Annotated in this window: 22 protein-coding genes; 12 read left to right on the forward strand and 10 right to left on the reverse strand. The window is 67.8% G+C overall.

The genetic code is table 11. The features are described 5' to 3' along the window. Positions 1–5: 5 nt before the first annotated feature. The gene (locus IL252_RS17665) at positions 6–203 is read right to left on the reverse strand and encodes a hypothetical protein (RefSeq protein WP_244257298.1); all 198 of its coding nucleotides are present in this window, start codon (positions 201–203) and stop codon (positions 6–8) included. Positions 204–447: 244 nt separating this feature from the next. Here IL252_RS17665 and IL252_RS16025 point away from each other — a divergent pair, with 244 nt between their 5' ends. Genes IL252_RS16025 through IL252_RS16035 form a run of 3 tightly spaced genes read left to right on the forward strand, consistent with a single transcriptional unit; the run spans position 448 to position 3,720 of the window. Then, entirely contained in the window at positions 448–1,017 is a 570-nt protein-coding gene (locus IL252_RS16025; protein WP_208628839.1) for an HIT domain-containing protein, read from the forward strand. Positions 1,018–1,064: 47 nt separating this feature from the next. Then, the gene (locus tag IL252_RS16030; protein WP_208628840.1) at positions 1,065–2,786 is read left to right on the forward strand and encodes an ATP-binding protein; all 1,722 of its coding nucleotides are present in this window, start codon (positions 1,065–1,067) and stop codon (positions 2,784–2,786) included. A 25-nt stretch (positions 2,787–2,811) separates the two neighbouring features. Next, positions 2,812–3,720, forward strand: coding sequence for a cation diffusion facilitator family transporter (locus IL252_RS16035; protein WP_208628841.1), 909 nt, complete (start codon positions 2,812–2,814; stop codon positions 3,718–3,720). On the opposite strand, the gene IL252_RS16040 is transcribed toward IL252_RS16035, so the two are convergent. The 3 genes from IL252_RS16040 to IL252_RS16050 are packed head-to-tail and all read right to left on the reverse strand — an operon-like array spanning position 3,717 to position 4,747. Then, positions 3,717–4,007, reverse strand: coding sequence for a hypothetical protein (locus IL252_RS16040; protein ID WP_208628842.1), 291 nt, complete (start codon positions 4,005–4,007; stop codon positions 3,717–3,719). The genes IL252_RS16035 and IL252_RS16040 overlap by 4 nt on opposite strands. 42 nt (positions 4,008–4,049) lie before the next feature. After that, on the reverse strand, positions 4,050–4,403 hold the full coding sequence (locus IL252_RS16045; RefSeq protein ID WP_208628843.1) for a hypothetical protein: 354 nt from the start codon (positions 4,401–4,403) through the stop codon (positions 4,050–4,052). Beyond that, a complete protein-coding gene (locus IL252_RS16050; RefSeq protein WP_170093614.1) occupies positions 4,400–4,747 on the reverse strand; it encodes a winged helix-turn-helix domain-containing protein in 348 nt (115 codons plus the stop codon). Before IL252_RS16050 ends, IL252_RS16045 begins: the two co-directional genes overlap by 4 nt. Positions 4,748–4,991: 244 nt before the next feature. Here IL252_RS16050 and IL252_RS16055 point away from each other — a divergent pair, with 244 nt between their 5' ends. The 4 genes from IL252_RS16055 to IL252_RS16070 all read left to right on the forward strand — a co-directional run bounded on the left by IL252_RS16055 (position 4,992) and on the right by IL252_RS16070 (position 9,058). After that, positions 4,992–6,488 (forward strand): hypothetical protein, encoded by a 1,497-nt coding sequence (locus IL252_RS16055; protein WP_208628844.1) that lies wholly within the window; start codon positions 4,992–4,994, stop codon positions 6,486–6,488. Then, positions 6,485–7,153 (forward strand): ABC transporter ATP-binding protein, encoded by a 669-nt coding sequence (locus IL252_RS16060; RefSeq protein WP_153552684.1) that lies wholly within the window; start codon positions 6,485–6,487, stop codon positions 7,151–7,153. Before IL252_RS16055 ends, IL252_RS16060 begins: the two co-directional genes overlap by 4 nt. Further along, on the forward strand, positions 7,146–8,285 hold the full coding sequence (locus IL252_RS16065) for an ABC transporter permease (protein ID WP_208628845.1): 1,140 nt from the start codon (positions 7,146–7,148) through the stop codon (positions 8,283–8,285). The genes IL252_RS16060 and IL252_RS16065 overlap by 8 nt, the downstream gene beginning before the upstream one ends. A gap of 101 nt (positions 8,286–8,386) precedes the next feature. After that, positions 8,387–9,058 carry a YIP1 family protein gene (locus tag IL252_RS16070; protein WP_208628846.1) on the forward strand — a complete coding sequence of 224 codons (672 nt, stop codon included), beginning with the start codon at positions 8,387–8,389 and terminating at the stop codon, positions 9,056–9,058. Here the strand turns inward: IL252_RS16070 and IL252_RS16075 are convergent. The 4 genes from IL252_RS16075 to deoC form a co-directional block, all read right to left on the reverse strand. Further along, positions 9,055–10,317: a tRNA (N(6)-L-threonylcarbamoyladenosine(37)-C(2))-methylthiotransferase gene (locus tag IL252_RS16075; RefSeq protein WP_208628847.1), complete on the reverse strand. Its 1,263-nt coding sequence runs from the start codon at positions 10,315–10,317 to the stop codon at positions 9,055–9,057. The genes IL252_RS16070 and IL252_RS16075 overlap by 4 nt on opposite strands. A gap of 341 nt (positions 10,318–10,658) precedes the next feature. Beyond that, positions 10,659–10,832 (reverse strand): hypothetical protein, encoded by a 174-nt coding sequence (locus IL252_RS16080; RefSeq protein ID WP_015762482.1) that lies wholly within the window; start codon positions 10,830–10,832, stop codon positions 10,659–10,661. 127 nt (positions 10,833–10,959) lie between these two features. Then, positions 10,960–11,769 carry an SDR family NAD(P)-dependent oxidoreductase gene (locus IL252_RS16085; RefSeq protein WP_208628848.1) on the reverse strand — a complete coding sequence of 270 codons (810 nt, stop codon included), beginning with the start codon at positions 11,767–11,769 and terminating at the stop codon, positions 10,960–10,962. Beyond that, entirely contained in the window at positions 11,766–12,416 is a 651-nt protein-coding gene (gene deoC / locus IL252_RS16090; protein ID WP_208628849.1) for a deoxyribose-phosphate aldolase, read from the reverse strand. Before deoC ends, IL252_RS16085 begins: the two co-directional genes overlap by 4 nt. A gap of 109 nt (positions 12,417–12,525) precedes the next feature. Between deoC and IL252_RS16095 the strand changes: the two genes are divergently transcribed. Beyond that, on the forward strand, positions 12,526–13,359 hold the full coding sequence (locus tag IL252_RS16095; protein WP_153552678.1) for a DUF63 family protein: 834 nt from the start codon (positions 12,526–12,528) through the stop codon (positions 13,357–13,359). 235 nt (positions 13,360–13,594) lie between these two features. Here the strand turns inward: IL252_RS16095 and IL252_RS16100 are convergent, their stop codons facing one another. Beyond that, positions 13,595–13,771 carry a hypothetical protein gene (locus IL252_RS16100; RefSeq protein ID WP_170093619.1) on the reverse strand — a complete coding sequence of 59 codons (177 nt, stop codon included), beginning with the start codon at positions 13,769–13,771 and terminating at the stop codon, positions 13,595–13,597. Positions 13,772–13,858: 87 nt separating this feature from the next. Between IL252_RS16100 and IL252_RS16105 the strand changes: the two genes are divergently transcribed. After that, entirely contained in the window at positions 13,859–14,584 is a 726-nt protein-coding gene (locus tag IL252_RS16105) for a nucleoside phosphorylase (protein ID WP_153552676.1), read from the forward strand. 37 nt (positions 14,585–14,621) lie between these two features. Beyond that, positions 14,622–16,085, forward strand: a complete 1,464-nt coding sequence (locus tag IL252_RS16110) for an HPP family protein (RefSeq protein WP_208628850.1) — start codon at positions 14,622–14,624, stop codon at positions 16,083–16,085. Here the strand turns inward: IL252_RS16110 and IL252_RS16115 are convergent. Next, positions 16,082–17,269 carry an NAD-binding protein gene (locus IL252_RS16115; RefSeq protein WP_208628851.1) on the reverse strand — a complete coding sequence of 396 codons (1,188 nt, stop codon included), beginning with the start codon at positions 17,267–17,269 and terminating at the stop codon, positions 16,082–16,084. The two genes, IL252_RS16110 and IL252_RS16115, sit on opposite strands and share 4 nt — an antisense overlap. A gap of 89 nt (positions 17,270–17,358) precedes the next feature. Between IL252_RS16115 and IL252_RS16120 the strand changes: the two genes are divergently transcribed. Both IL252_RS16120 and IL252_RS16125 read left to right on the forward strand, forming a co-directional pair. After that, positions 17,359–18,576: a potassium channel family protein gene (locus tag IL252_RS16120; RefSeq protein ID WP_208628852.1), complete on the forward strand. Its 1,218-nt coding sequence runs from the start codon at positions 17,359–17,361 to the stop codon at positions 18,574–18,576. Then, positions 18,573–20,450, forward strand: a complete 1,878-nt coding sequence (locus IL252_RS16125; RefSeq protein WP_208628853.1) for a TrkA C-terminal domain-containing protein — start codon at positions 18,573–18,575, stop codon at positions 20,448–20,450. Before IL252_RS16120 ends, IL252_RS16125 begins: the two co-directional genes overlap by 4 nt. Positions 20,451–20,473: the final 23 nt, after the last annotated feature.

Here is a 20,473-nt window from a genome sequence, read left to right on the forward strand (position 1 = left end):
CCGTATCAGGCGTTGTTCATTCGCGTCTCTGTCGTGGTACCACAGACTCGACACTCACTGACGCGATACGGTTCCCGCGAGAACGCCGCGTTCTTCGATTTGGTGCTTTCGGTCAGTATCTGGACGGAGACGTCGTGTGGCGTCGTTCGGTCACACGTCGAGCACGGCTCCGACATGTGGGTGTCGGTGTCTGTGACTGCCATCCCGGTTCGACCAACGGGAAATCAACGCATAAAAACCCTCCACAGTTCGGGGTCGTTTAGACCGTTTATCGCAAGACGGAAGTCGAATATGGCATCTTATGGTACGAGAGGGCAGTAGACTGTTTAAGAACCTCTCTCGTACTGTCTAGATAGGGAGCAACCCGTGAACGGCAACAAGGTTTAAATATTGGATTCGCCGGCCTCGTGGCAAAGCGATTTACCGTCTCGCGGTCGACCCACGGCCATGGAGCAGGTGTTCGCGCCGTGGCGGATCGAGTGGGTCGAACGCGAGGAGAAGAACCCGGACGTCGACTGCGTGTTCTGTGCGCTGCCCGAGCGCGACGACGACCGGGCGCACAGAGTCGTCGCCCGCAACGATCACGCCTACGTGTTGCTGAACAACGCGCCGTACAGTCCGGGCCACGTCATGGTCATCCCCTACCAGCACACGGGGGACTACCGGGCCCTCCCGGAGGAGGTGTTGCTCGCACACGCTCGCCTGAAACAGCGGACCTTCGACGCCCTGGAGGCGTCGCTCGACCCGGACGCCTTCAACGCCGGGCTGAACCTCGGTGGGGGACCCGCGGGCGGCTCGATCGAGGACCACCTCCACACCCACGTCGTCCCCCGCTGGGAGGGAGACACGAACTTCATGCCGGTGGTCAGCGACACGCAGGTGATCGTCGAGGGGCTGGAAGACACGTACGACCGCGTTCACGAGGGGTTCGCTGCCCAGGACGACGCGACGGTCGTCGACGACGACACCGCCGTCTCGTTCGGGAGCGAACGTGGCTCGAACTGTCGGGAACGATAGTGTCATGACCGTTCGGCGGTGAACGCTGCAACAGACGGAGTCTTCGAGTGATCATTCAGTTGTCCGGTGACCTCACCTACGCGGGCTATCTCCTGGTGTTCACTGTGGCAACACTGGCCTGCTTCGTGAGTATCGACCGCGTCCAGCAGCTCGAAGACCCGGGCACGCGACGAGGACTGACGGCGCTGCTCCTGACCAGCGGTGGCTGGGCGCTCTCGTATCTGGGCTACTTCCTCGTGCCCGACCCAGGGCTCAAAACCGTGTTCTACGTCGTCGGCCTCGTTGTTGGCCTGGCGACCGTCGGTGCCTGGCTCTACTTCTGCTCGGCGTTCACCGGACGGACGCTCCATCGCAGCACCGGCCTCCGACGCGCGGCCGTCGCGATCTTCCTCGTCGTCCTCGCGCTGAAGGTCACGAACTCGTATCACGGACTGTACTTCGCGACCCGGACCGCGACGGCGCCGTTCCCCCACCTGGCCGTGACACACGGCCCCGCACACTGGATCGTCGTCGGGCTCTGCTACGCGCTGACGTTCGTCGGGTACTTCATGCTCTTCGAGCGACTCCGGCAGGTCAGCTACGAGACGTGGCCGTTGGGCCTCCTCGTCGCGGTGACGGGGGCACCGTTCGCACTGAACTTCGTCGGGCACGCGACGCCCCTGCTCGTCGACGTGAGCCACGAACCGCTCGGTGTCGCGGTCTTCGCCGTCGGCGTCTCGTTCGTCTTCCACGAACGGTTTCAGGCGATCGGGCTCGCAGACGGAGACGACAAGCCCATCCTCATCGTGAACGAACGCGATCAGCTCCGGGAGTACAACGGAGCCGCAGCGAGCCTCTTTCCCTCGTTGAGCCAACCAGACGTGATCGGACGGCCGCTCTGGAGCGTCGTTCCGTCCGTCGCCGAGGCACTCGACTCCGAATCTGGGGTGTTGTCCGTTCACGACGGCGGCGAGGTCCGGTACTACCAGCTCACCGAGAGTCCCTTCGCGGCCGGACGGTCACCGGTCGGTCGGCTCGTGCTCTTTACCGACATCACGGAGCGCGAGCGCGACCGACGCGAACTCCAGCGCCAGAACGAGCGCCTCGAAGAGTTCGCCAGCGTCGTCTCTCACGACCTCCGGAACCCCTTGCAGGTGTTGCGTGGCGCGTTCGAGGGCGCTCGCGAGACGGGGGACCCCTCACACTTCGAGCGCGGAGAGCGGGCGCTCGACCGCATGGAGACGCTCATCGACGACGTGCTCTCGCTCGCCCGGCAGGGCCAGCCTATCGACGAGACCGAACCGATCTCGCTCGCGTCGCTGGCGGCGTCGTGCTGGGAGGTCATCGAGGCCGGCGACGCCGATCTGGTCGTCGAAACCGATCTCGACCTCGTCGCCGACCCCGACCGCTTCCGTCAACTGCTGGAGAACCTCTTTCGGAACGCGGTCGAACACGGCGGTGACGACGTGACCGTTCGAGTCGGGCGACTACCGGAGGGCAACGGCTTCTACGTCGCAGACGACGGTCCCGGCATCCCGGTCGACGACCGCGAGGCGGTGTTCGAATCCGGCTACTCGACGACCGACGGGGGAACCGGCTTCGGACTGGCGATCGTCAGCGAGATCGTCGACGCCCACGGCTGGGAGATCACGGTGTCGGGGCGGGCAGCCGACGACGCCCACGACGGACACACTGAATCGGGTGCTCGTTCGAGAGCAGCCACCGGTGCCACCTTCGAGATCACTGGGATCAGTTCTCCAGCCGGCGTCGACGCGAGCGAAGCGGCTTAGTCACCCCCGGCGCAACGACGACGTAATGTCACGCCGGGACGTGCTCCGCCGGGTCGGTCTCGTCATCTTGGGCGCGAATCTCGCGCTCGTGCTCCTGAAGGGCGTCGTCTGGACGGAGACCGGGAGCCTGGCTGTCGGTTCGGAGGCGGTCAACAGCCTCGCCGACACCGCCTACAGCCTCGTCATCGTCGCCGGACTCTACCTGACGACACAGCCGCCGGACTTCGAGCACCCCCACGGCCACGAGCGGATCGAGCCGTTCGTCTCGCTGTTCGTCGCCGTCGGGATCTTCGCTGCCGGTGGGATCATCCTCTGGCAGGCCGCCAGCTCGCTGTTGTCGGGCGATGTCGGCGTGAGCCGTGGCCCCGCCGCCGTCGCCGTCCTCGTCTTCTCTGGCGTGCTGAAGTACGCTCTGTATCGGTACTGTCTGTCTGCCGGCCGGGACCACAACTCTCCCGCACTGGTCGCGACGGCGCTTGACAACCGCAACGACATTCTCACGGCAGCCGCGGCGCTCGTCGGCGTCGTCGGCGCGACGCTTGGCTACCCGGTCCTGGACCCGATCGCCGCGATGGTCGTCTCCGCGGGCATCATCTACACCGGCGTCGAGGTCGTCCGGGACAACCTCGACTACCTCGTCGGTGCCGCGCCACCGGAGGAGTTGCGGGCGGAGATCGTCCGCCGCGCGCTCGAACAGGAGGACGTGGAGGGTGCCCACGACGTGATCGCCCACTACGTCGGCCCGGAGATCGACGTGAGCCTCCACGTCGAGGTCGAGGGCGACAAGACGCTGTTCGAGGCCCACGACATCGAGACCGCCGTCATCGAGGCCATTCAGGAACTGCCGGAAGTCGACGACGTGTTCGTCCACGTCGACCCCAAGGAACTGGGCGAGTGGAAAGCCGACGCCGACGTGGACCGCCTCGTCGACTAAGCGCCGGTAAACGCGTACAGCACGGTCAGCAGGCCGGCAATTCGACACGTCTGGGCGACCAGCTCTGCCTCGGCGGTCGTCGCCAGTGAGAGGAGGACGAGGGGCTGTTTCAGCACGAACGGTATCGTCGTCAACAGCAGGATGCCGACGGCCAGCGACAGCATCGCACGGCTGGCGTTGCGCCGGTAGCCCCGGTAGGCCTGGTAGGCGACGAAGCCGCCGACGACCGCCGTCAGGAGCGCGGTCACCGTCGTCACCGCCAGCGACGCCTGGAGGAGCTCACTCACGGCTACTCGCCCCCGCTGTCGGCAGTGGTGTCGTGTTTCGGGTCATCGCTGTGTGCGGTAGATGACGAACAGGATCAGACCGAGCCCGCTCAGCCTGGTCAGGTCCGTGACGATCCGGATCGTCTCCGTGCTGGCCCCCGTCGTGTTGCCCAGGATCAGGTTCACCACGAGCGGCACGCCGCTCAACAGTAGGATGCCGGCAGCCATGCCCAGCAGCGCCGAGTCGTGGGTACGCCGGTAGCTCTGGACGCCCTTGATCAGGACGATGATCGAGAGGACGACCGAGAGGACGAACCCCAGGAAGAACAGCAAGACGAGCAGCTGTCCCGGCGAGGCCGTCGACTGGAGTGGCGTCGACCCGCTCGCGGCGTGTGTCGCCAGTGGTGCGGTCGTCATTTGAGCCCCTCGAACAGTTCGGTGAAGCGGTCGGCCGCGTCGGGTTCGCGGCGTTCGATGTCGATGCTGTACTCGCCGTCCGCCAGGTCGACCGTGACGCGGGACAGCTGTGCCCGGAACACGTCGTAGTGGTGGCCCTGGGGATCGAGCTGTTGCTGGGCGACGACGAGGTCCTGCTCGCGCAGCCGTTCGAGCCGGCGGTACACGGTCGGCGGCGAGGCGTCACAGGCGTCGGCCAGGTCCTCTGCCGACATCGGTTCCGTGCTCGTCGCGGCGAGGATCTCCCGTGCGTACTCGTCGTCGAGGAGTTCGGCGACAGTCTCGATCCCTGGCTCCTCGCTCATCAGTCACGTCGACGTAGCGAGTGACGGGGCGGTTCCAGACACGGTTCATATCCGTGATCGACGGGGGAGTATAAAAAACGGGCCGGCACAATTTCACGCCGGGAAGCTGTGGGCGGTGGTATTTTTATTCGGGGGCCAAAGGCGAAAACGGAATGACTACGCCATCGATGTCGCCGAACGTGCCCCGCAGGACGACCGATACACCTTCCTCTCGACGCTCTCTGTCCGCCACTGGAGGTGCCCGATGAAACGACTCCGATCGCTCTCGCTCGTCGCGATACTCCTCGTCGGGACCGTCGCACTCACCGTCGGTCCCGTGACGGGTGCCAGCACCGGGGTCGTCTCGATCAGTACGACCACGACACCGGACCAGCCCGCGCCGGGCGACACTGTGACGATCAGTACGACCATCTCGAACCCGGCGGCAGCGAGCGACAACTACCAGCTTCGCTCGGTCGAAGTGCGCGAGACGACCGCCGACAACAGCACGCTGTACAACTCGACCGACGAGTCGAGCACGATCGAACCGGGCGAGTCGACGACGCGGGACCTCGGAGTCGACATCGAGGAACGGGGCGAACAGCAGTTCGTCCTCCACGTCCAAGTCCTCTCTGGTGGTGACGTGATCAACTTCGAGCGGAACGTGACCGTCACTGCCGGCGAGACCGACCCCGCGCTGTCGCTGTCCGGTGGCGCTGTCGGTGCCGACGGTGACGCGACCTTCGACCTCTCGGTTTCGAACGCGCGCACGGGACCGATCCGAGCGGTCACGGTCGATCTGTCCTCGACCGACCTGCAACTCGACGAAGACCGTCGCGTGGTCTCACAGCTGGACGCGGGGGCAGAGAGGACGCTGCAGTTCTCGGCGAGCGACGTCGAACCGGGCGAGAAGACGGTCGAAGCGGCCGTCTCGTACACGACCGATGACGGCGAGTTCAAGAGTGTCACCCGCGAGCTGACGACGACGGCCGACCGCGCCGAGAATCCCGGCGAAGTCTCGCTGAGCGGCGTCGAGGTGTCGGGTGCTGACGGCGAGTTGAAGGTCTCCGGACAGGCCAACAACGGCGGCGAGACGAACGTATCGGGGGTCACCGTCACCGTCGAAGACGGCAAGTACAGTCTCGGTGAGGCCCAGTCGACTGCGTTCGTCGGCTCTCTCGATGCCAGCAGTTCCACTGGGTTCGAACTCGATGCGACGGTCCCCGAGGGCGCGTCGACTGCCGCGATCCCCCTGACCGTCAACTACCGCCTCGACGGACGCGAAATCTCGCGCACGGTGACGGTACGGGAAGACTTCAGCGCGAGTGGCAACATCACGCTCACCGGCGTCCGGACCGAACAGGTCGGCAGTCAGCTCACGGTCCGTGGCAGCGCCAGCAACCTCGGGACCAGCAACGCCTCCGCCGTGACGGTCTCGGTCGGCCAGAACGAACTGATCCAGCCGGCCCAGTCCCAGTCGAGTTACTTCGTCGGCAACGTCCCACAGAGTGACTTCAAGTCTTTCCAGGTCGACGCCCGACTGACCGGCGACACCAACGAGACCGTCTCGGTGCCGGTCGAGGTCAGCTACCGGGTCAACGGCCAGCGGATCACCAAGACGACCACCGTCCCGTACACGCCGAGGGCTACCGGGGCCGCCGCGGAGCAACCGCAGCGCGACTCCTCGATGCCGATCGTGCTGATCGGCGGGATCGTGCTCGTCGTGGTGGCCGGCGGGCTCGCGTACCGACGATACCGATGAGCGTCATCAGCGCCACCGACGCGGTGAAGATCTACGAGTCCGGCGACAAGACGCTGCGGGCGCTCGACGGCGTCTCTGTCGACGTAAACGCCGGGGAGTTCGCGGCCGTCGTCGGCCCCAGCGGGAGCGGGAAGTCGACGCTGCTGAACCTGCTCGGCCTGCTCGACGAGCCCTCCGAGGGCAGCGTCACCGTCGACGGGACGGCACTGTCGACGCTCTCGAAGCGCGAACGGACGGACCTCAGACGCGAGACCGTCGGGTTCATCTTCCAGAGCTTCTACCTGGTGCCGACGCTGACCGCACGGCAGAACGTCGCCGTCCCCGGCCTCGTCCGCGACGATCGGTCGGACCTGCAGGCGCGGGCCGACGAACTGCTCGAACGCGTCGGGCTGGGTGACCGACTCGACCACTACCCAAACGAGCTGTCCGGTGGGCAGAAACAGCGGGTGGCCGTCGCGCGGTCGCTGATCAACGACCCCGACATTCTGCTGGCCGACGAGCCGACGGGGAACCTCGATCAGGACACCGGCGCGCAGGTACTGGACGTGTTCGGCGAGATCACCGACGAGGGCGTCGCGATCCTCACCGTCACCCACGACGAGCAGGTGACCGACTTCGCCGACCGGACGATCAGGCTCGTCGACGGGAGGTTAGACGATGATTGACAGCCCGCTCGCGCGGTTCTCGCCGTTCCTGGCCTTCGCTCGGAACAACCTCTCGCGGGCACGCGCTCGGACGATCCTCGCGATGGCGGGGATCACTATCGGCGTGGTCGCGATTGCCTCGCTGGGGATGTTCGGTGCCACGCTCGAACAGTCGTTCATGGGGACGGCCGACGACGCGATCCGAACCGTCGGCGTCGGCCCCGGCGAAGACTCGGAGTTCGGGTTGCTCCGTCGAGAACAGGTCGCCGAGATCGAACGCTACGCCGGCAACGGCGATGTCTACACGCTTTCCCGTGGACGGGCGAGAGTGACCGGGTTACAGCAGACGACGAGCGCGTCGCTGGTGTCGGTCTCCGATCCAGAGGTGTTCGTCACCGCGGAATCGGGCCAGATCCCGCGGAACTGGCGTTCGGGTGTCGCGATCGGGAACGAACTGGCAGAGACGCTCGGCGTCCAACCCGGAGACAGCGTGCAGGTCGACGGCGAGAGCCGTCGGGTCGTCGCCGTGCTGGCCGAGTCGAGTCGCGCCTCGTTCGTCTCGACGGGCGATGCCGTCGTCCTGCCACCGGGCGAACTCGGTGACGGCGCGTCACAGGTCCTCATCCGCGCGGAGACGCCCCAGCAAGCGTTCGCCATCAGCGATCGGATCGACGAGAATCTCAACAGTGAGCGGCGCTCGCGATACAGCGTCTTCGACGCCGAGTCGGCCCTCGAACGGTTCAACCAGCAGATCGGCCTCATCCGGACGTTCCTGCTCGCGGTCGGGGGGATCTCGCTGCTGGTCGCGTCCGTGAGCATCCTCAACGTGATGCTCATGAGCACGATCGAGCGCAAAGAGGAGATCGGCGTCCTCCGGGCGGTCGGCTATCACCGCCTCGACATCGTCAAGCTGATGCTGTACGAAGCGGCGTTGCTGGGCGTCGTCGGCTCTATCTTCGGCGTGTTCATCAGTATCGGCCTGGGCATGGTGATGAACGCACAGCTGCTCTCGGACCCCCTCGCCTTCTCCGGGCAAGCCCTCCAGTACACGGTGCTTGGCTTCCTCTTCGGGACGGGTGCCAGCTTCCTCAGCGGCCTCTATCCGGCCTGGAAGGCGGCCAACGCCCGGCCGGTCGAGGCACTCCGGGACTGACCGGTCGCCGTTGTGGACTCCGTGATTCCGGCGCGGCGATTCGGAACGGCTCCGGGTCCCTCTCGGTAACTATTTCTGGTGCCGTGTCGGAACTGTTGGCGATGGACGTTTCCCTCGCCACGCTGCTCGTCCGGCCGAGAGCGGCGTTCGAGGCGGCCGACGAGCGGCTCTCGCTGGTCCAGCCGCTCGTCCTCGTGTTCCTGGTCGGCGCGGGCAGCATCGCGACCGCGTTCCCTGTCTACGTCGCCCTGCAACGGCGGCTCTCGTCCGACATCGCGACCGTCGAGTTCGTCATCGGTGCCCAGACCGCACGGCTGCCGCTGTGGTTCGCCATCGGCACCGTGGGCGGGATCCTCCTCGTCCTCGTCGGCTGGGTCGTGACGACGGCACTGCTGCACGGGGCCGCGCGTCTCGCGGGTGGCCGGGGACGGTTCAGGCAGTTGTTGGCCTTCGTCGGCTGGTCTCACGCCCCCTACGTCGTCGTCTACCCGCTCGTCACGCTCGTCGCGGCCTGGCAGTTGGCGACGACGCCCGGTGCGACGCTGAACGGCGTCCTCCACGGTACCAGCAGCGTCGAGGGGACGCTGGTGACGTTCAACGGCCGCGGACTGATCGACGTGAGCTCGATTCCCTCCCTGGCGGTGACGCTGTGGATCGGCTACGTCTGGATCGGCGCGCTCGACGCGACCTACGACCTCTCGCGGCGTCGTGCGACGGCGGTCGCCGCGGTCGCGACGGTCGTGATGCTGGTGGCGATACAGCTCCCGGTCTAGATCGGCTCGCCGAAGGCGTAGACGGTGTTGTGGCTGGTGATCTCGCAGTCGACGAAGTCGCCGACCTTGAGGCCGCGGTCTCGGGCGTCGACGACGACGACCTGTCGGTACGCCTCGTCGTAGCCGACCAGCGACTCGTCGGTCCCGTCTTCGGTCAGGAGGACGCGTCGCTCCTCGCCGACCATCTCCTCGTAGGCGTCGCCGGTCACGTCCATCTTCAGCTCGGACATGGCCTTCGATCGATCCTTCTTCGTCTGGCCGCCGAGGCCCTTCATCTCGGCGGCGTCGGTGCCGGGACGCTTCGAGAAGCGGGTGACGTTGATCTTCTCCGGGCGGCTCTCGCGCAACAGCGCCATCGACTGCTGGAAGTCCGAGTCGGTCTCGCTGGGGAAGCCGACGATGAAGTCCGTCGACAGCGTCCAGTAGTCCAGGTGCTCGTCGAAGGTGTCGACGACCTCGACGTACTCGGAGACGGCGTGCTGGCGGCGCATGTCCGCGAGCACGTCGTCGCTCCCGCTCTGGACGGGCGCGTGCAGGAAGTTGTACAGCTCGTCGTGCTCGGCGAAGACGCGGGCCAGCTCCTCGCGGACGCCGTGGACGCCCTTCGGGTTGGCCATCCCCACGCGGACCCGGAAGTCGCCGTCGATCTCGGTGCAGATCCGCTCCAAAAGCTCGGGCAGCAGGCTCTCGCCCTGGTTCGTGTCCCAGCCGTAGACGCCGGTGTCCTGGCCCGTGATGCGGATCTCCTTCGCACCGGCATGCACCAGCGCTCGGGCCTTCTCGACGTTTTCCTCGACCGACGGCGACTCGATTCGGCCGGTCGCCTGCTTGGTGATACAGTACGAACAGTCTGACATACAGCCACGCGCGATCGGCAGGATGCCGACGACGCCGTCGAGGACGGTCTCCGTGTCGGGCGTGACCGTCGGGCACTCGCCGTTGAGGACGTGCTGGGGTACGTCGTCCCAGTGGAGGACCTCGGCGTCCACGTCGGCCGCGCGGAACTCCTCGCCCTGTGCCAGCGCCATACAGCCGGTGACGACCAGGTCCCCGGGGGTCTCGGCGTCGAGCTCCTCGGCCCGTCGAAGCATGTTCCGCTCGGTCTTTTCGAGGACGGTACAGGTGTTGAGGATCGCCACGTCGGCCTCCTCGGGTCCCTCGGCGGGGTAGTGGCCACCCTCTCGGAGGGCCTGCTCGATCTCCTGGGTCTCGCCGCGGTTCGACGTACACCCGTACGTCTCGATGTGATACTGGGCCATGCGCTGCGTTGTCTCTGTCTTGTCCCTCGTGGCCAAAAGCACGACGGAATCGTTCTCGCAACAGTCGGTGTCGAGACGGACAGGATTTCCCCGAAAGCCCTCGCCCACTCGCCCTTTCATCTGCCAGGCTCGTAGATTGCCCGACAGTCTGTGCCCTGGTGGATGAAAGGGCGAGGTGCGGTCCGGGGATCTGCGACGGCACTATCCGAACGAAGTGAGGATATCCGTCACAGATCCCCGGAGCGAGCCGAGGGCTTTCGAGGACCGCACTACGTGAGTGTTCGGTACAGTGGCTGTCGGCGTGGTAGCGACAGCAGTCGGCGGAGAATCACCTCGATTTGCTAGCGCATCTCGTCTAACGCACGCACGGTGTCTGACATCAGCCAGGCGTCGTCGCTCTGTTCGTCTTCGATCGAGAGGGCGAAAAACGAGTCGCGGCCGTCGTCGAGCGTGATGTGGTATCCGTGACTCGTCAGTTCGTCGTCGCGAGCGGGTGTCTGTTCGGCGTCGGTCACGGGCGGCCTAGCCGGTCACGAGGGAAAACACTCTCGGTCGGGAAAACGGCAGCTAGAGACTCTCAAACGCACGTATGGAAGTGGCCGCCGTCGGCCAGTTTCCGCCCGACCGGGCGATGAACCTTGCTCACCGCACCGTGTAGCCGCCGTCGATCAGCACCGACGAGCCGGTCACGTACCACGAGGCCTCGCTGGCGAGATAGACCACCAGCGGCGCGATGTCTTCGGGGCGGGCCATCTCGTCGAGGAGCATCTCCTCTTTCCACAGCGCTTCCAGATCTGGGTCCTCGCGCAGCGCCTCGTCGACGGGGTCGGTGCGGACGTAGCCCGGTGCGACGGCGTTGACGCGGATGCCGTCGTCAGCCCACTCCGAGGCCAGCTGTCGCGTGAACGAATCGATAGCACCCTTCGTCGCGTTGTACGCGACCTGGTGCTGGGGATAGTTGGCGACGCGGGCCGACATCGACGAGAGGTTGACGATCGAGCTGACGCCGCCGCGGGCGCTCTCGTCGCTCTGATCGGCGGCGTCGAGCATCGCGCGGCCGGCGTGTTTCGCACAGCGGAAGGTCCCGGTGAGGTTCACGTCGACGACGCGCTGGAACTGCTCGACGGTCATCTCCTCGGCGGGCGCGTGGACGGTGATGCCGGCGTTGTTCACGAGCACGTCCAGTCCGCCGAACGTCTCGACCGTCGCCTCGAGCAGTGCCTCGACCGCCGCCTCGTCGGTCACGTCGGCCTCGTAGGCTCGCACGGTCGCGTCGGTCGCGGCCTCGATCTCCTCGGCCGCCCGCCGGCCGCTCTCGGCGTCGCGGTTGCCGATCGCCACGTCGGCCCCGGCTTCTGCCAGCGCCTGCGCGATCGCTCGGCCGATCCCGCGGTTGCCGCCGGTGACGATCGCCGTCTGTCCGTCGAGGCGGAAGCGATCGAGGACGCTCACTGCTCGCTCGCACCGCCCTCGGCGGCCCGCCACTCTTCGGCGATCGTCACGCCACTCGACGCGCCGATGCGCTCGGCTCCGGCGTCGAACATAGCCTTCGCTCGCTCCCAGGAGCCGACGCCGCCACTGGCCTTGACCGGCCGGTACTGGCTCAACAGCGCCACGTCGGCGACCGTCGCGCCACCGTCGGAGAAGCCCGTCGCCGTCTTGCAGAACTCGGCCCCGGCCTCCGCGACGATCTCACCGGCGCGGTGCTTCTCGGCGTCGGTCAACAGCGGGGCCTCGACGATCACCTTCACCGGGACCGGCACGGTCGCGACCACTTCCGCGATCGTCTCGGTGACGGCCGCGTCGGCACCGGCCTTCAGCTGGCCGACGTTACAGACCATGTCGATCTCGTCGGCACCGTCGTCCCACGCCTGTTTGGCCGCCGCCGCGACGGCGTCGGTCGCGCCCTGGCCGTGGGGAAAGTTCACGACCGTGCTGAGCGGTACGTCCGCGTACTCGTCGGCCCGTGCGACGTAACACGGTGGGATGCAGGCTCGCAGTCCGTGTTCGGTCGCGTCGTCGAGCACTGCCTGTACGTCGGCCCACCGCGTCGTCGGTCCCAGCACCGTGTGTTCGATGCGTTCGGGGACGGAGTCCATGGTCTCCCATTGGCGGGTCGATACGTAAGCCTCTCGGCGACGGCGCGGTCCCGAGGACCGATCACCGGAGGTCGGAACACTTTCGCCCCTCGGCGACGGTTGGCGGGATATGCAGATCCTACCGACGAGCTTCGCGCTGCCGCCGCTCCCGTATCTCGTCGTCCTGCTCGGTGGGGCCGGGCTGGTGACGGCACTGCTCTCGGCCGCTGAACCCGAGATCGACCAGCGGGCAGTGGTGTCCCTGCTGCCGTGGATGGCCATCGGTGGTGCCTTCCACGCCTTCGAGCAGTTGGGGCTGTACCCGCCCCTGTACGAACCGCTGTTCGGGACGCCAGCAGTGTACCTGACGACCTTCCTCCTGACAGGCGGCGTCTGGCTCGCTCTCCAGGCCGTTGGCATCGTCCGGGGCAACGAAGACACCGTCGTCCGAAATCTCGGGCTGGTCGGGACGGCGATCTTCGTCGTGCTGGTCGTCGTCCGCATCTGGCAGTCGATCGCACAGCCGACGTTCTCGCCGGTGTGGCCGGCGGTGTCGCTGATCGTCGCGCTGGTAGTGACGGCGCTGGTGGTACTGGCGATCAGCCTGTGGCGCACGCCCGTGTTCGTCCGGACGCGGTACGCGGGTCCGGTCGTCGTCTTCGCCCACGCGCTCGACGGCGTCTCGACCGCGGTCGGTGCCGACGTAGTCGGAGCCAGCGAACAGTCGCCGCTGCCGCGTCTGATCATGGAGTTCGCCGGCCAGCTCCCGACGGCCGACCTGCTCGGTGTCGGGTGGCTGTTCCTGCTGGTGAAGCTGGTGATCGCGGCGGCGATCGTCGTCTCGTTCAATCGCTATCTGGCTGACGAGCCCGCCGAGGGCGCGCTCGTGTTCTCGCTCATCGCCGCGGTCGGAATGGGGCCGGCCACCAACAATCTGTTCCTGTTCCTGGCACCGGCGTTCTGACGGCGTCGTCGGCCCGCGCGAGGATCGCTCAGTCCCCTACCGCTCGGAAGCGAGGGGTCGCTCTGCGAGGAGACGCCAGCCCAGACTATCGGGCGTCCATCTGTGAGCATCTCGCCACGGGGTGGCGCGCTTCACGAAGTTACAGCCGACGGTCTCGTACGGACGGGTGTCGTTGCGTAGCGGTGCGCGGTGGGACGGGTAGACGCTCGCCGGCACATCGCGACAACCGTCCGTGTCAGGCAGTCTCGGCCAGCTTCACCTCTTCGAGTTCGACCCCTTCGTGTCCGTCTTCTGTCGCCAGCTCTTTGGCGGCCTGAATCGCCTCGCCGGGGCGCTTCAGGTCGCCGTCGACGTGGTAGACTGTCGGTTCGCTCTCCGCGTCGACGCTGAGGTGGACTTCGAGCTGTGGCATAGCCGTACCTTCATACTCACAGACATTATCTGTTTGGGTCGAGCCAAAGCACGGCTACTTTAGTCGCTGTCGTCCCTCCCGTCGGACATGGCAAAGCAGCCCCACCTGCTCGTCGAGGACGGCGATCTGAACGACATCGCGCTCGTTCCCGGCGATCCGGGCCGCGTCGACCGGATCGCCGCCCAGTGTGACGAAGCGACGACGGTCGCCCGGAACCGCGAGTACAAGGTCGTCAACGCGACCTACGACGGTCGGGAACTGACGATCTGTTCGACCGGCATCGGCTCGCCGTCGGCGGCGATCGCGATCGAGGAACTCCACGCCGTCGGGGTCGAGACGGTCATCCGGGTCGGCACGACCGGCGCGCTCCAGGAAGGCATCGAGATCGGCGACATGGTCGTCGCCACGGGAGCAGCCAAAGACGAGGGGACGACCGAGCGATACGAGGCCGAGACGGTGCCGGCCGTGCCCGACTACGCGGTGCTGTCGGCGCTGGTCGAGGCCGCCGAGGCCAACGACGAGTCCGTCCACGTCGGTCCGATCGCGACGGACGACGCCTTCTACGCCGAGACCGACGAGTACGTCGCGGCGTGGGAAGCGGCGGGCCTGCTGGCCGTCGAGATGGAGGCCGCCGCGCTGTTCTCGCTGGCCCGGCGCAAGGGGATGGCCGCTGGCGCGATCTGTACGGTCGACGGCAACCTCGTCGAGGGGACCCAGAAAGGCGAGACCGACGACGAGGAACTGCCCGAGAAGGCGAAGAACAACGTCGAGCGAGCGATCACGCTGGCACTGGAGACGGCCGCGTCGCTGTAGCCGACACGCTCATGTCGGCGGCGCGGCAGTGACCGGTATGCGCGACCGCCTCGAGCGGGCGATTCGGACGACCGTCGAGCGGGTCCGCGGGCTCCAGCACCGCGAGCGCCACGAGTTTCGCGCCTGGCTGGAGCGGACCTCGACGATCGTTCACCTCTCCGTGCTGGTCTTCGTCCCGCTGTCGATCGGGCTGGTCACCTACCTCTCGAACACGCTCGAGGCGCTCTCTTTCCTGCTGTTCCCGCCGCTGGCCTCCGGTGCGTACACGCTCTTTGCCAACCCGGACGGCGAGTACGCGAACCCCGCGCAGTTCGTCGGCGGGCTGACGATCGGTGCGGGCTGTGGCTGGGCCGGCCTGGCCGTCTCGAACCGGGTGGTCGGTGCGGCGGCGACACTGGAGGTGACGGCCGTCTCCGCCGCCCTGGCCGTGTTGCTCGTCGGTGCGGCCACGTGGTCGATCGGCCTCGAAGAGCCGGCGGCGTACTCGACGGCGCTGCTTGGGTTGCTCGTCCCCTCGGGCCAGCAACCGGCCTTCCTCGGGAGCGTCTTCGTCGCGAGCCTGCTCGTCGCGAGCGTCTTCGTCGTCTGGCGGCGGGAGTTCTACGAACAGCGCGCGACGGTGCTGTACCAGTCGGTCAAGGGCGACGATCACGTCCTCGTCCCGATGTACGGCGAGCAGGCGGATGCGACGGCGATGCTGGGCGGCGAGATCGCCAGCGCGCACGACGCGGGCAAGGTGGTGTTGCTCGACGTGGTCGACGACGAACAGCTGGCACGCGCCGAGCGGGACCTGCTGGACGAACACGAGGCCGGTGACCGGGCCGGCGCTGGGTCAGACCCCGAGGAGTCGCTGTGGGACGACATCGATCGGTCGGCGGTCGCCGATACCGTCGGTCGGCTGGAGACGCGGGCCCACCGCATCGAGACGGCCGCCGGTGTTCCCTGTGAGGTCGTCGTCGCCGTCGAGAGCGGGTCGCTGGGCCGGACGATCATCGCGACGGCGACCGAGACGAACTGCGATCTCGTCGCCGCTCCCTACGCCAAGCACCGCGGTCGGCTCGCCCCGTTCGTCCACGAACTGTTCCGGAGCGACGTGGACGTGCTGGTCCACCGCTCGGCCGACGGCGCGACCCAGTGGGGGCGGGCACTGGTCCCCGTCCGGCGGGCCAGCGACGTGGCCCACAGCATGATCGACTTCGCGCTCCGGCTCACCGGGGCCACGGGCGAGGTCGCCGTCTGTACCTGTATCGGTCCGTCGGACAACCGGCGACGCGCCGAGTCGATGCTGTCGAACCTCGCGAACGGCTTCACGGCACCCATCGAAACGCGCGTTGCCAGACAGGACATCGTCCCCTTCCTGCGCCGGACGGCACCCGCCTACGACCTCGTCCTCATCGGTGCCAGCCGCGACCGAAGCGCCGCTTCTCGGTTCGTCGCGCCGCCGACATTCGAGAGCATCGCCGAGATGGACACCGACGTGGCCATCGTGGACCGCGGCTAGAGTTCGTCGTCGAGAATCCGGTCCGCGAGTGACTCGGAGTCTTCGTCACCGAGCGCCGACTCGACCAGCAGGTGACCGCCGATGGCTGCGGGACTGATCACCACGTCCGCGCCCGCTCGCTTGAGCTTCGCGACGTTCTCGCGGTCGGTCGCGGCGGCGACGATCCGGACACTGGGGTTGAGCTGTCTGGCCGTCAGGATCGCCAGCGCGTCCTGTGCGTCGTCGTTGGTCGCCGCCATCACCGCCTGGGCGCGTTCGATACCGGCCCGATGCAGCGGCTCCTCGTCGCTGGGATCGGCCGTCAACACCGGGATGTCCCGGTGTTGGAGCGTCGCGGCGTCGTCCGGGTCGCTCGTCACGACCACGAACTCGACCGCACCGGACAGTTCGTCGAGAATCGGTTCGCTCAGGTCGCCGTAGCCAAGGACCAGTACGTGGTCTTCGAGCAAGTCGAGTTGTGATTCGGTCATGGTTCCGAGTGCCTTCGTGATGCGGCTCTGGATCGCCGGCCCCAGCACCGACCCCAGCGCCAGCGCGAAACTGGACGTGCCGAGCACGACCACCGACATGGTGAACAGCTTCGCGGCCTGAGACTGGGGATCGGGAGAGATGTCGCCGTAGCCGACGGTACTCGAAGTGACGATAGCGAAGTACAGTGCGTCCGTCAGCGTCGAGACGCCGCCGAACTGCTCGCGCAGCGCGTACGTGCCGGCGGTGATGTACACTTGCCCGCCGATCAGGGCCGCGATCGCGGCCTGCTGGGTCGTCGAGACGTCGAGCGCCCGGTCGAACAGCCGTCGGTTGATCAACACTGCCGGCAGCGCGAGGATCGAGAGGACGACCAGCGGGAGCGAGACCGGCAAATCGGTCCCCAGGTACGGCAGGTCGACGACCCCCTGTAGCAACCCCTGGACGGCCGACAGCGGCAACAACAGGACCGTCGCGTACCAGCCCGCACGATACCGTCGCCGCAGCCCGGTGACGGCAAAGAGGAGCAGAAAGCCCGTGAGTGCGCCGGTGAATCCGACCGTCTGGCTCACGACCGTCGGGAGATGCTCGGCGAGGGGTCCCGAGGGACGCCGTGCGCTGATGTTCGCCACCCCCGTCACGAACGAGAGCGCGGCGACGAGCGTCGGCAACAGCAGGACCGCGCGCACGCCGAGCACGTCGCGAACGTCGTCCATACCACGTTGCTCGCGTCGGCGCGAGTAAAGCTTGTCTTCTCTCCGTTCCCGCCGATACGACTATAGAACAGGAGCGACAGGGCTGTGACATGGCTTCCTTTCCCGTCGAAGTGCTGCTTGGCATCTATCTGGGGCTGCTCGTCGGGATCATCCCGGCGCTGGTCTCGTGGGCAATGGCGTTCTCGTTTCGCTACTTCGCTGGCGTGACGGTCCCAGCCTTCGGCGTCGCCGTCCTCGCGATCGCGCTGGCGGGGGTCAACGGCGGGCTGCTCGCACTGGCCGACCAGTCGATCACCGCCAGCCCGAACGCCGAGCGGATCGTCGTCGCGATCCTCGTCGTCAGCATGGCGTCGATGTACGCCCACAGCAAGGGCGACTCGATGGGTGCGGCGTTCCCGAAACGGCTCACGCTCACGTCGCTCCGGAATCGCACGCTCTCGAAAGACGTGGTCGACTTCGTCGGCGGCGCGGGCGAGGTCCGGATCCACGTCGTCGGCGAGGTGGCGGACATGGAGGGGTACCCGCCCCTGCCCGAACCGCTCCGCGCCGAGATCCGTGGCGGCGAGTGGACGTTTCCCGCCGACCTCCGGCTCGACGAACTCGAACAGCGGCTGGCCGAGCGCCTCAAGACGGAGTTCGACCTCGGCGACGTGTCGGTCACCGTCGACGAGCGCGGTCGGGCGACCGTCGTCGCAGCGCCGCCCTTCTCCGGGCTCTCGAAGCGGATCGAGGACGGCCGCCACGCGGTGTCGGTCGACGCCCTGCTCCCGACCGGGCTCGCACGCGGCGACGAGGTGACGCTGCTGACGACCGACGCACAGGTCCGCGGGACCGTCGTCAGCGCTCGCTCCGGGAGTTCCGAATCGGTCGCCGTCCCGGAGCAACCGGCGGTCGAAGACGGCGAGGAGCTGCCGGCCCCGGTGCAAGCACCGACCACCGACGGCGGCGAGGGCCGGCTCACGGCCGCCGTCCGCCGCACTGACGCCCAGCCGCTCTTGCGTGCCGACCGGGCGAAGGTCGTCGTCGAGTCTCGGGGCACCCGTCGGGAGTACGAACTCGTCTCGCTCCTGCGGCGTTCGGACATGCGATTCCGGCGAGTGACACCACACAGCGGCCAGCCACTCGACGGCGTGACGATCGGTGAGGCGGCCCTCCGAGAGCGCTACGACGTGGCCGTCTTCGCCGTGAGGAAACCCGGCGGCTGGCGGATCGCGCCAGAGGACACGACGGAGCTCGTGGCCGGTGAACAGCTGTTCGTCGTCGGGACGCGGTCCGACCTCGACGCCTTCGAGGAGGCGGTCGCGTGACTCTCCAGCTCGCAAGCGGCGTGACGGGAGCCCTCGTCGACACGGCCGCACGGATCGCCGGGACGGCGGTGCTCGCCGGCTTCCTCGCGGCGGCGGTCGCGCTGTTTTACCGGTGGTACGTCCGCGAGCGGGTGCCGGCCGGACTGGCGTTGCTGGTCGGGCTCTCCGGCGTCGCCGCCGTCGCCGGGGCGACTTCGCTGCTGGCCCAGCAGCTCGTGCCGGGCGGTGCCGAGCCGGACGCCCTCGCGGCACTGCTCAACGTCGTCACGTTCCTCGTCGGCGGCCTCGGCGCGTACGCCGGCATGCGAGTCGGTGACGTACTGGGGATCGATCTGTTCGCGGCGACGGGGGGCAACGGGATCGACGGCGAGGTCAGCCAGCTCGTCAAGGCCGTCGGTCGCGTCATCGCCGTCGAGATCCCCGAGGAGATCGACGACGTGGTGGGCTACGATCCGGTCGCGGCCGCGACCCGGGAGACGCTGGCCGGTCGGACGTTCCTCTTCCCGCGGCGACTCACGCAGGCGGAGCTGCGCGAGCGGTTCGTCTCGCGGCTGAAGACCGACTACGGCGTCGGCCACGTCGACGTGGAGTTCGACGAGACCGGCGCTATCGAGTACCTCGCGCTGGGCTCGCGGGCCGCCGGGATCGGCCCGACGCTCCCGCCGGCCACCAACGCCGTCGCGATCCGGGCCGACCCGGCAAACGCCGCCAGCGCGGGCGATCTCGTCCAGGTCTGGGAGATCGATCCCCCGCGGCGCGTGCTCACGGGCGAGCTCCGGGGCGTCGCCGACGAGATCGTCACGGTCGCCATCGACGCCGCGGACACGCCCAAGCTCGACCCCACGAGCCGGTACAAGCTCGTGACGCTGCCGGTCCAGGACCGGCCGGATCGGGAGTTCGCGTCGCTCCTCCGGGCCGCCGACGAGACCCTCGCCACGGTCACCGTCGCGCCGGGGTCCTCGATCGACGGCGCGCCCGTGGGTTCGCTGTCGGTCACCGTCGCTGCCGTCACCCGCGACGACGAGCAGCCGGTCCCGCTCCCGGCACGAGACCGCGTTCTCAGGGCTGGCGACGTACTCTACGCCATCGCGACGCCGGACGCGCTCCGGAAGCTTGAGGCTGCCACCGCGGCCCCCGAGGGCGCGGTCGCGGAGCCGGCCGACGGGACGGACGACGAGCCGGCGACGGCCGCCGAGGACGCAGCCGACTCTGAACCTGCGGCGGGCGACCGCTCACCAGCGGACCACCAGCCCGCGCAGTCTGACGGCGAGCGACGACCGGACGCATCCGACGGGCAACCGGACGCCGGAGACGAGGAGGTGGGCGACGACAGCGAGGACGGCGCGCCGGGCGACGACGGCACGGACGGCGCGTCCACTACGGAGGACGAGGCCGACGCGCCGGGCGACGACGCAGACGCCGCCGACCTCTCTGGCGACGCGTTCCCCGACAGCGACGAACTCCCGGGCATCGATCCCGAGGACGCGGCGGGGGCTCCGTCGGACGGCGGCGACGACGAGACCGAGGCGATTCCCGACACCGCCGCGTTTCCCGACACCGACGACCTCCCCGGATCGGAGCTGACAGACGAGGGAGACGCGCGAGCGGATCGGGAGGACGACGGGGACGGAACCGACGACGCGACAGCACAGAGCGCGCCGTCGGACGAGGACGAAGCGGAGGGCGATTTCGCCGACCTGCTCGACACCGACGTCGGCACGGGGACGGACGATCTGGACGATCTCCTCGACGAGAACTCCGGTGAGACGGTCGAGTTCGACGACGAAACGGCGGACAGACCGGGGGCGGACGACCTGGACGACCTCCTCGACGAGGACTCCGACGAAACGGACGACGGGGATCGAACCGCCTGAGACGGAACGTCGCTGCTTCCCGG

It is taken from the genome of Halomicrobium sp. IBSBa (assembly GCF_017612575.1).
In the GTDB taxonomy this organism is placed as follows: domain Archaea; phylum Halobacteriota; class Halobacteria; order Halobacteriales; family Haloarculaceae; genus Halomicrobium.

Excerpts from the sequence above, each read along its gene's own strand:
- deoC (WP_208628849.1), bottom strand. The coding sequence starts at position 12,416 with ATGGACTCCGTCCCCGAACGCATCGAACACACGGTGCTGGGACCGACG.
- IL252_RS16025 (WP_208628839.1), top strand. The coding sequence starts at position 448 with ATGGAGCAGGTGTTCGCGCCGTGGCGGATCGAGTGGGTCGAACGCGAG.
- IL252_RS16110 (WP_208628850.1), top strand. The coding sequence starts at position 14,622 with ATGCGCGACCGCCTCGAGCGGGCGATTCGGACGACCGTCGAGCGGGTC.
- IL252_RS16050 (WP_170093614.1), bottom strand. The coding sequence starts at position 4,747 with ATGAGCGAGGAGCCAGGGATCGAGACTGTCGCCGAACTCCTCGACGAC.
- IL252_RS16095 (WP_153552678.1), top strand. The coding sequence starts at position 12,526 with ATGCAGATCCTACCGACGAGCTTCGCGCTGCCGCCGCTCCCGTATCTC.
- IL252_RS16075 (WP_208628847.1), bottom strand. The coding sequence starts at position 10,317 with ATGGCCCAGTATCACATCGAGACGTACGGGTGTACGTCGAACCGCGGC.
- IL252_RS16100 (WP_170093619.1), bottom strand. The coding sequence starts at position 13,771 with ATGCCACAGCTCGAAGTCCACCTCAGCGTCGACGCGGAGAGCGAACCG.
- IL252_RS16065 (WP_208628845.1), top strand. The coding sequence starts at position 7,146 with ATGATTGACAGCCCGCTCGCGCGGTTCTCGCCGTTCCTGGCCTTCGCT.
- IL252_RS16105 (WP_153552676.1), top strand. The coding sequence starts at position 13,859 with ATGGCAAAGCAGCCCCACCTGCTCGTCGAGGACGGCGATCTGAACGAC.
- IL252_RS16070 (WP_208628846.1), top strand. The coding sequence starts at position 8,387 with ATGGACGTTTCCCTCGCCACGCTGCTCGTCCGGCCGAGAGCGGCGTTC.
- IL252_RS16120 (WP_208628852.1), top strand. The coding sequence starts at position 17,359 with ATGGCTTCCTTTCCCGTCGAAGTGCTGCTTGGCATCTATCTGGGGCTG.
- IL252_RS16060 (WP_153552684.1), top strand. The coding sequence starts at position 6,485 with ATGAGCGTCATCAGCGCCACCGACGCGGTGAAGATCTACGAGTCCGGC.
- IL252_RS17665 (WP_244257298.1), bottom strand. The coding sequence starts at position 203 with ATGGCAGTCACAGACACCGACACCCACATGTCGGAGCCGTGCTCGACG.
- IL252_RS16055 (WP_208628844.1), top strand. The coding sequence starts at position 4,992 with ATGAAACGACTCCGATCGCTCTCGCTCGTCGCGATACTCCTCGTCGGG.
- IL252_RS16115 (WP_208628851.1), bottom strand. The coding sequence starts at position 17,269 with ATGGACGACGTTCGCGACGTGCTCGGCGTGCGCGCGGTCCTGCTGTTG.
- IL252_RS16035 (WP_208628841.1), top strand. The coding sequence starts at position 2,812 with ATGTCACGCCGGGACGTGCTCCGCCGGGTCGGTCTCGTCATCTTGGGC.
- IL252_RS16045 (WP_208628843.1), bottom strand. The coding sequence starts at position 4,403 with ATGACGACCGCACCACTGGCGACACACGCCGCGAGCGGGTCGACGCCA.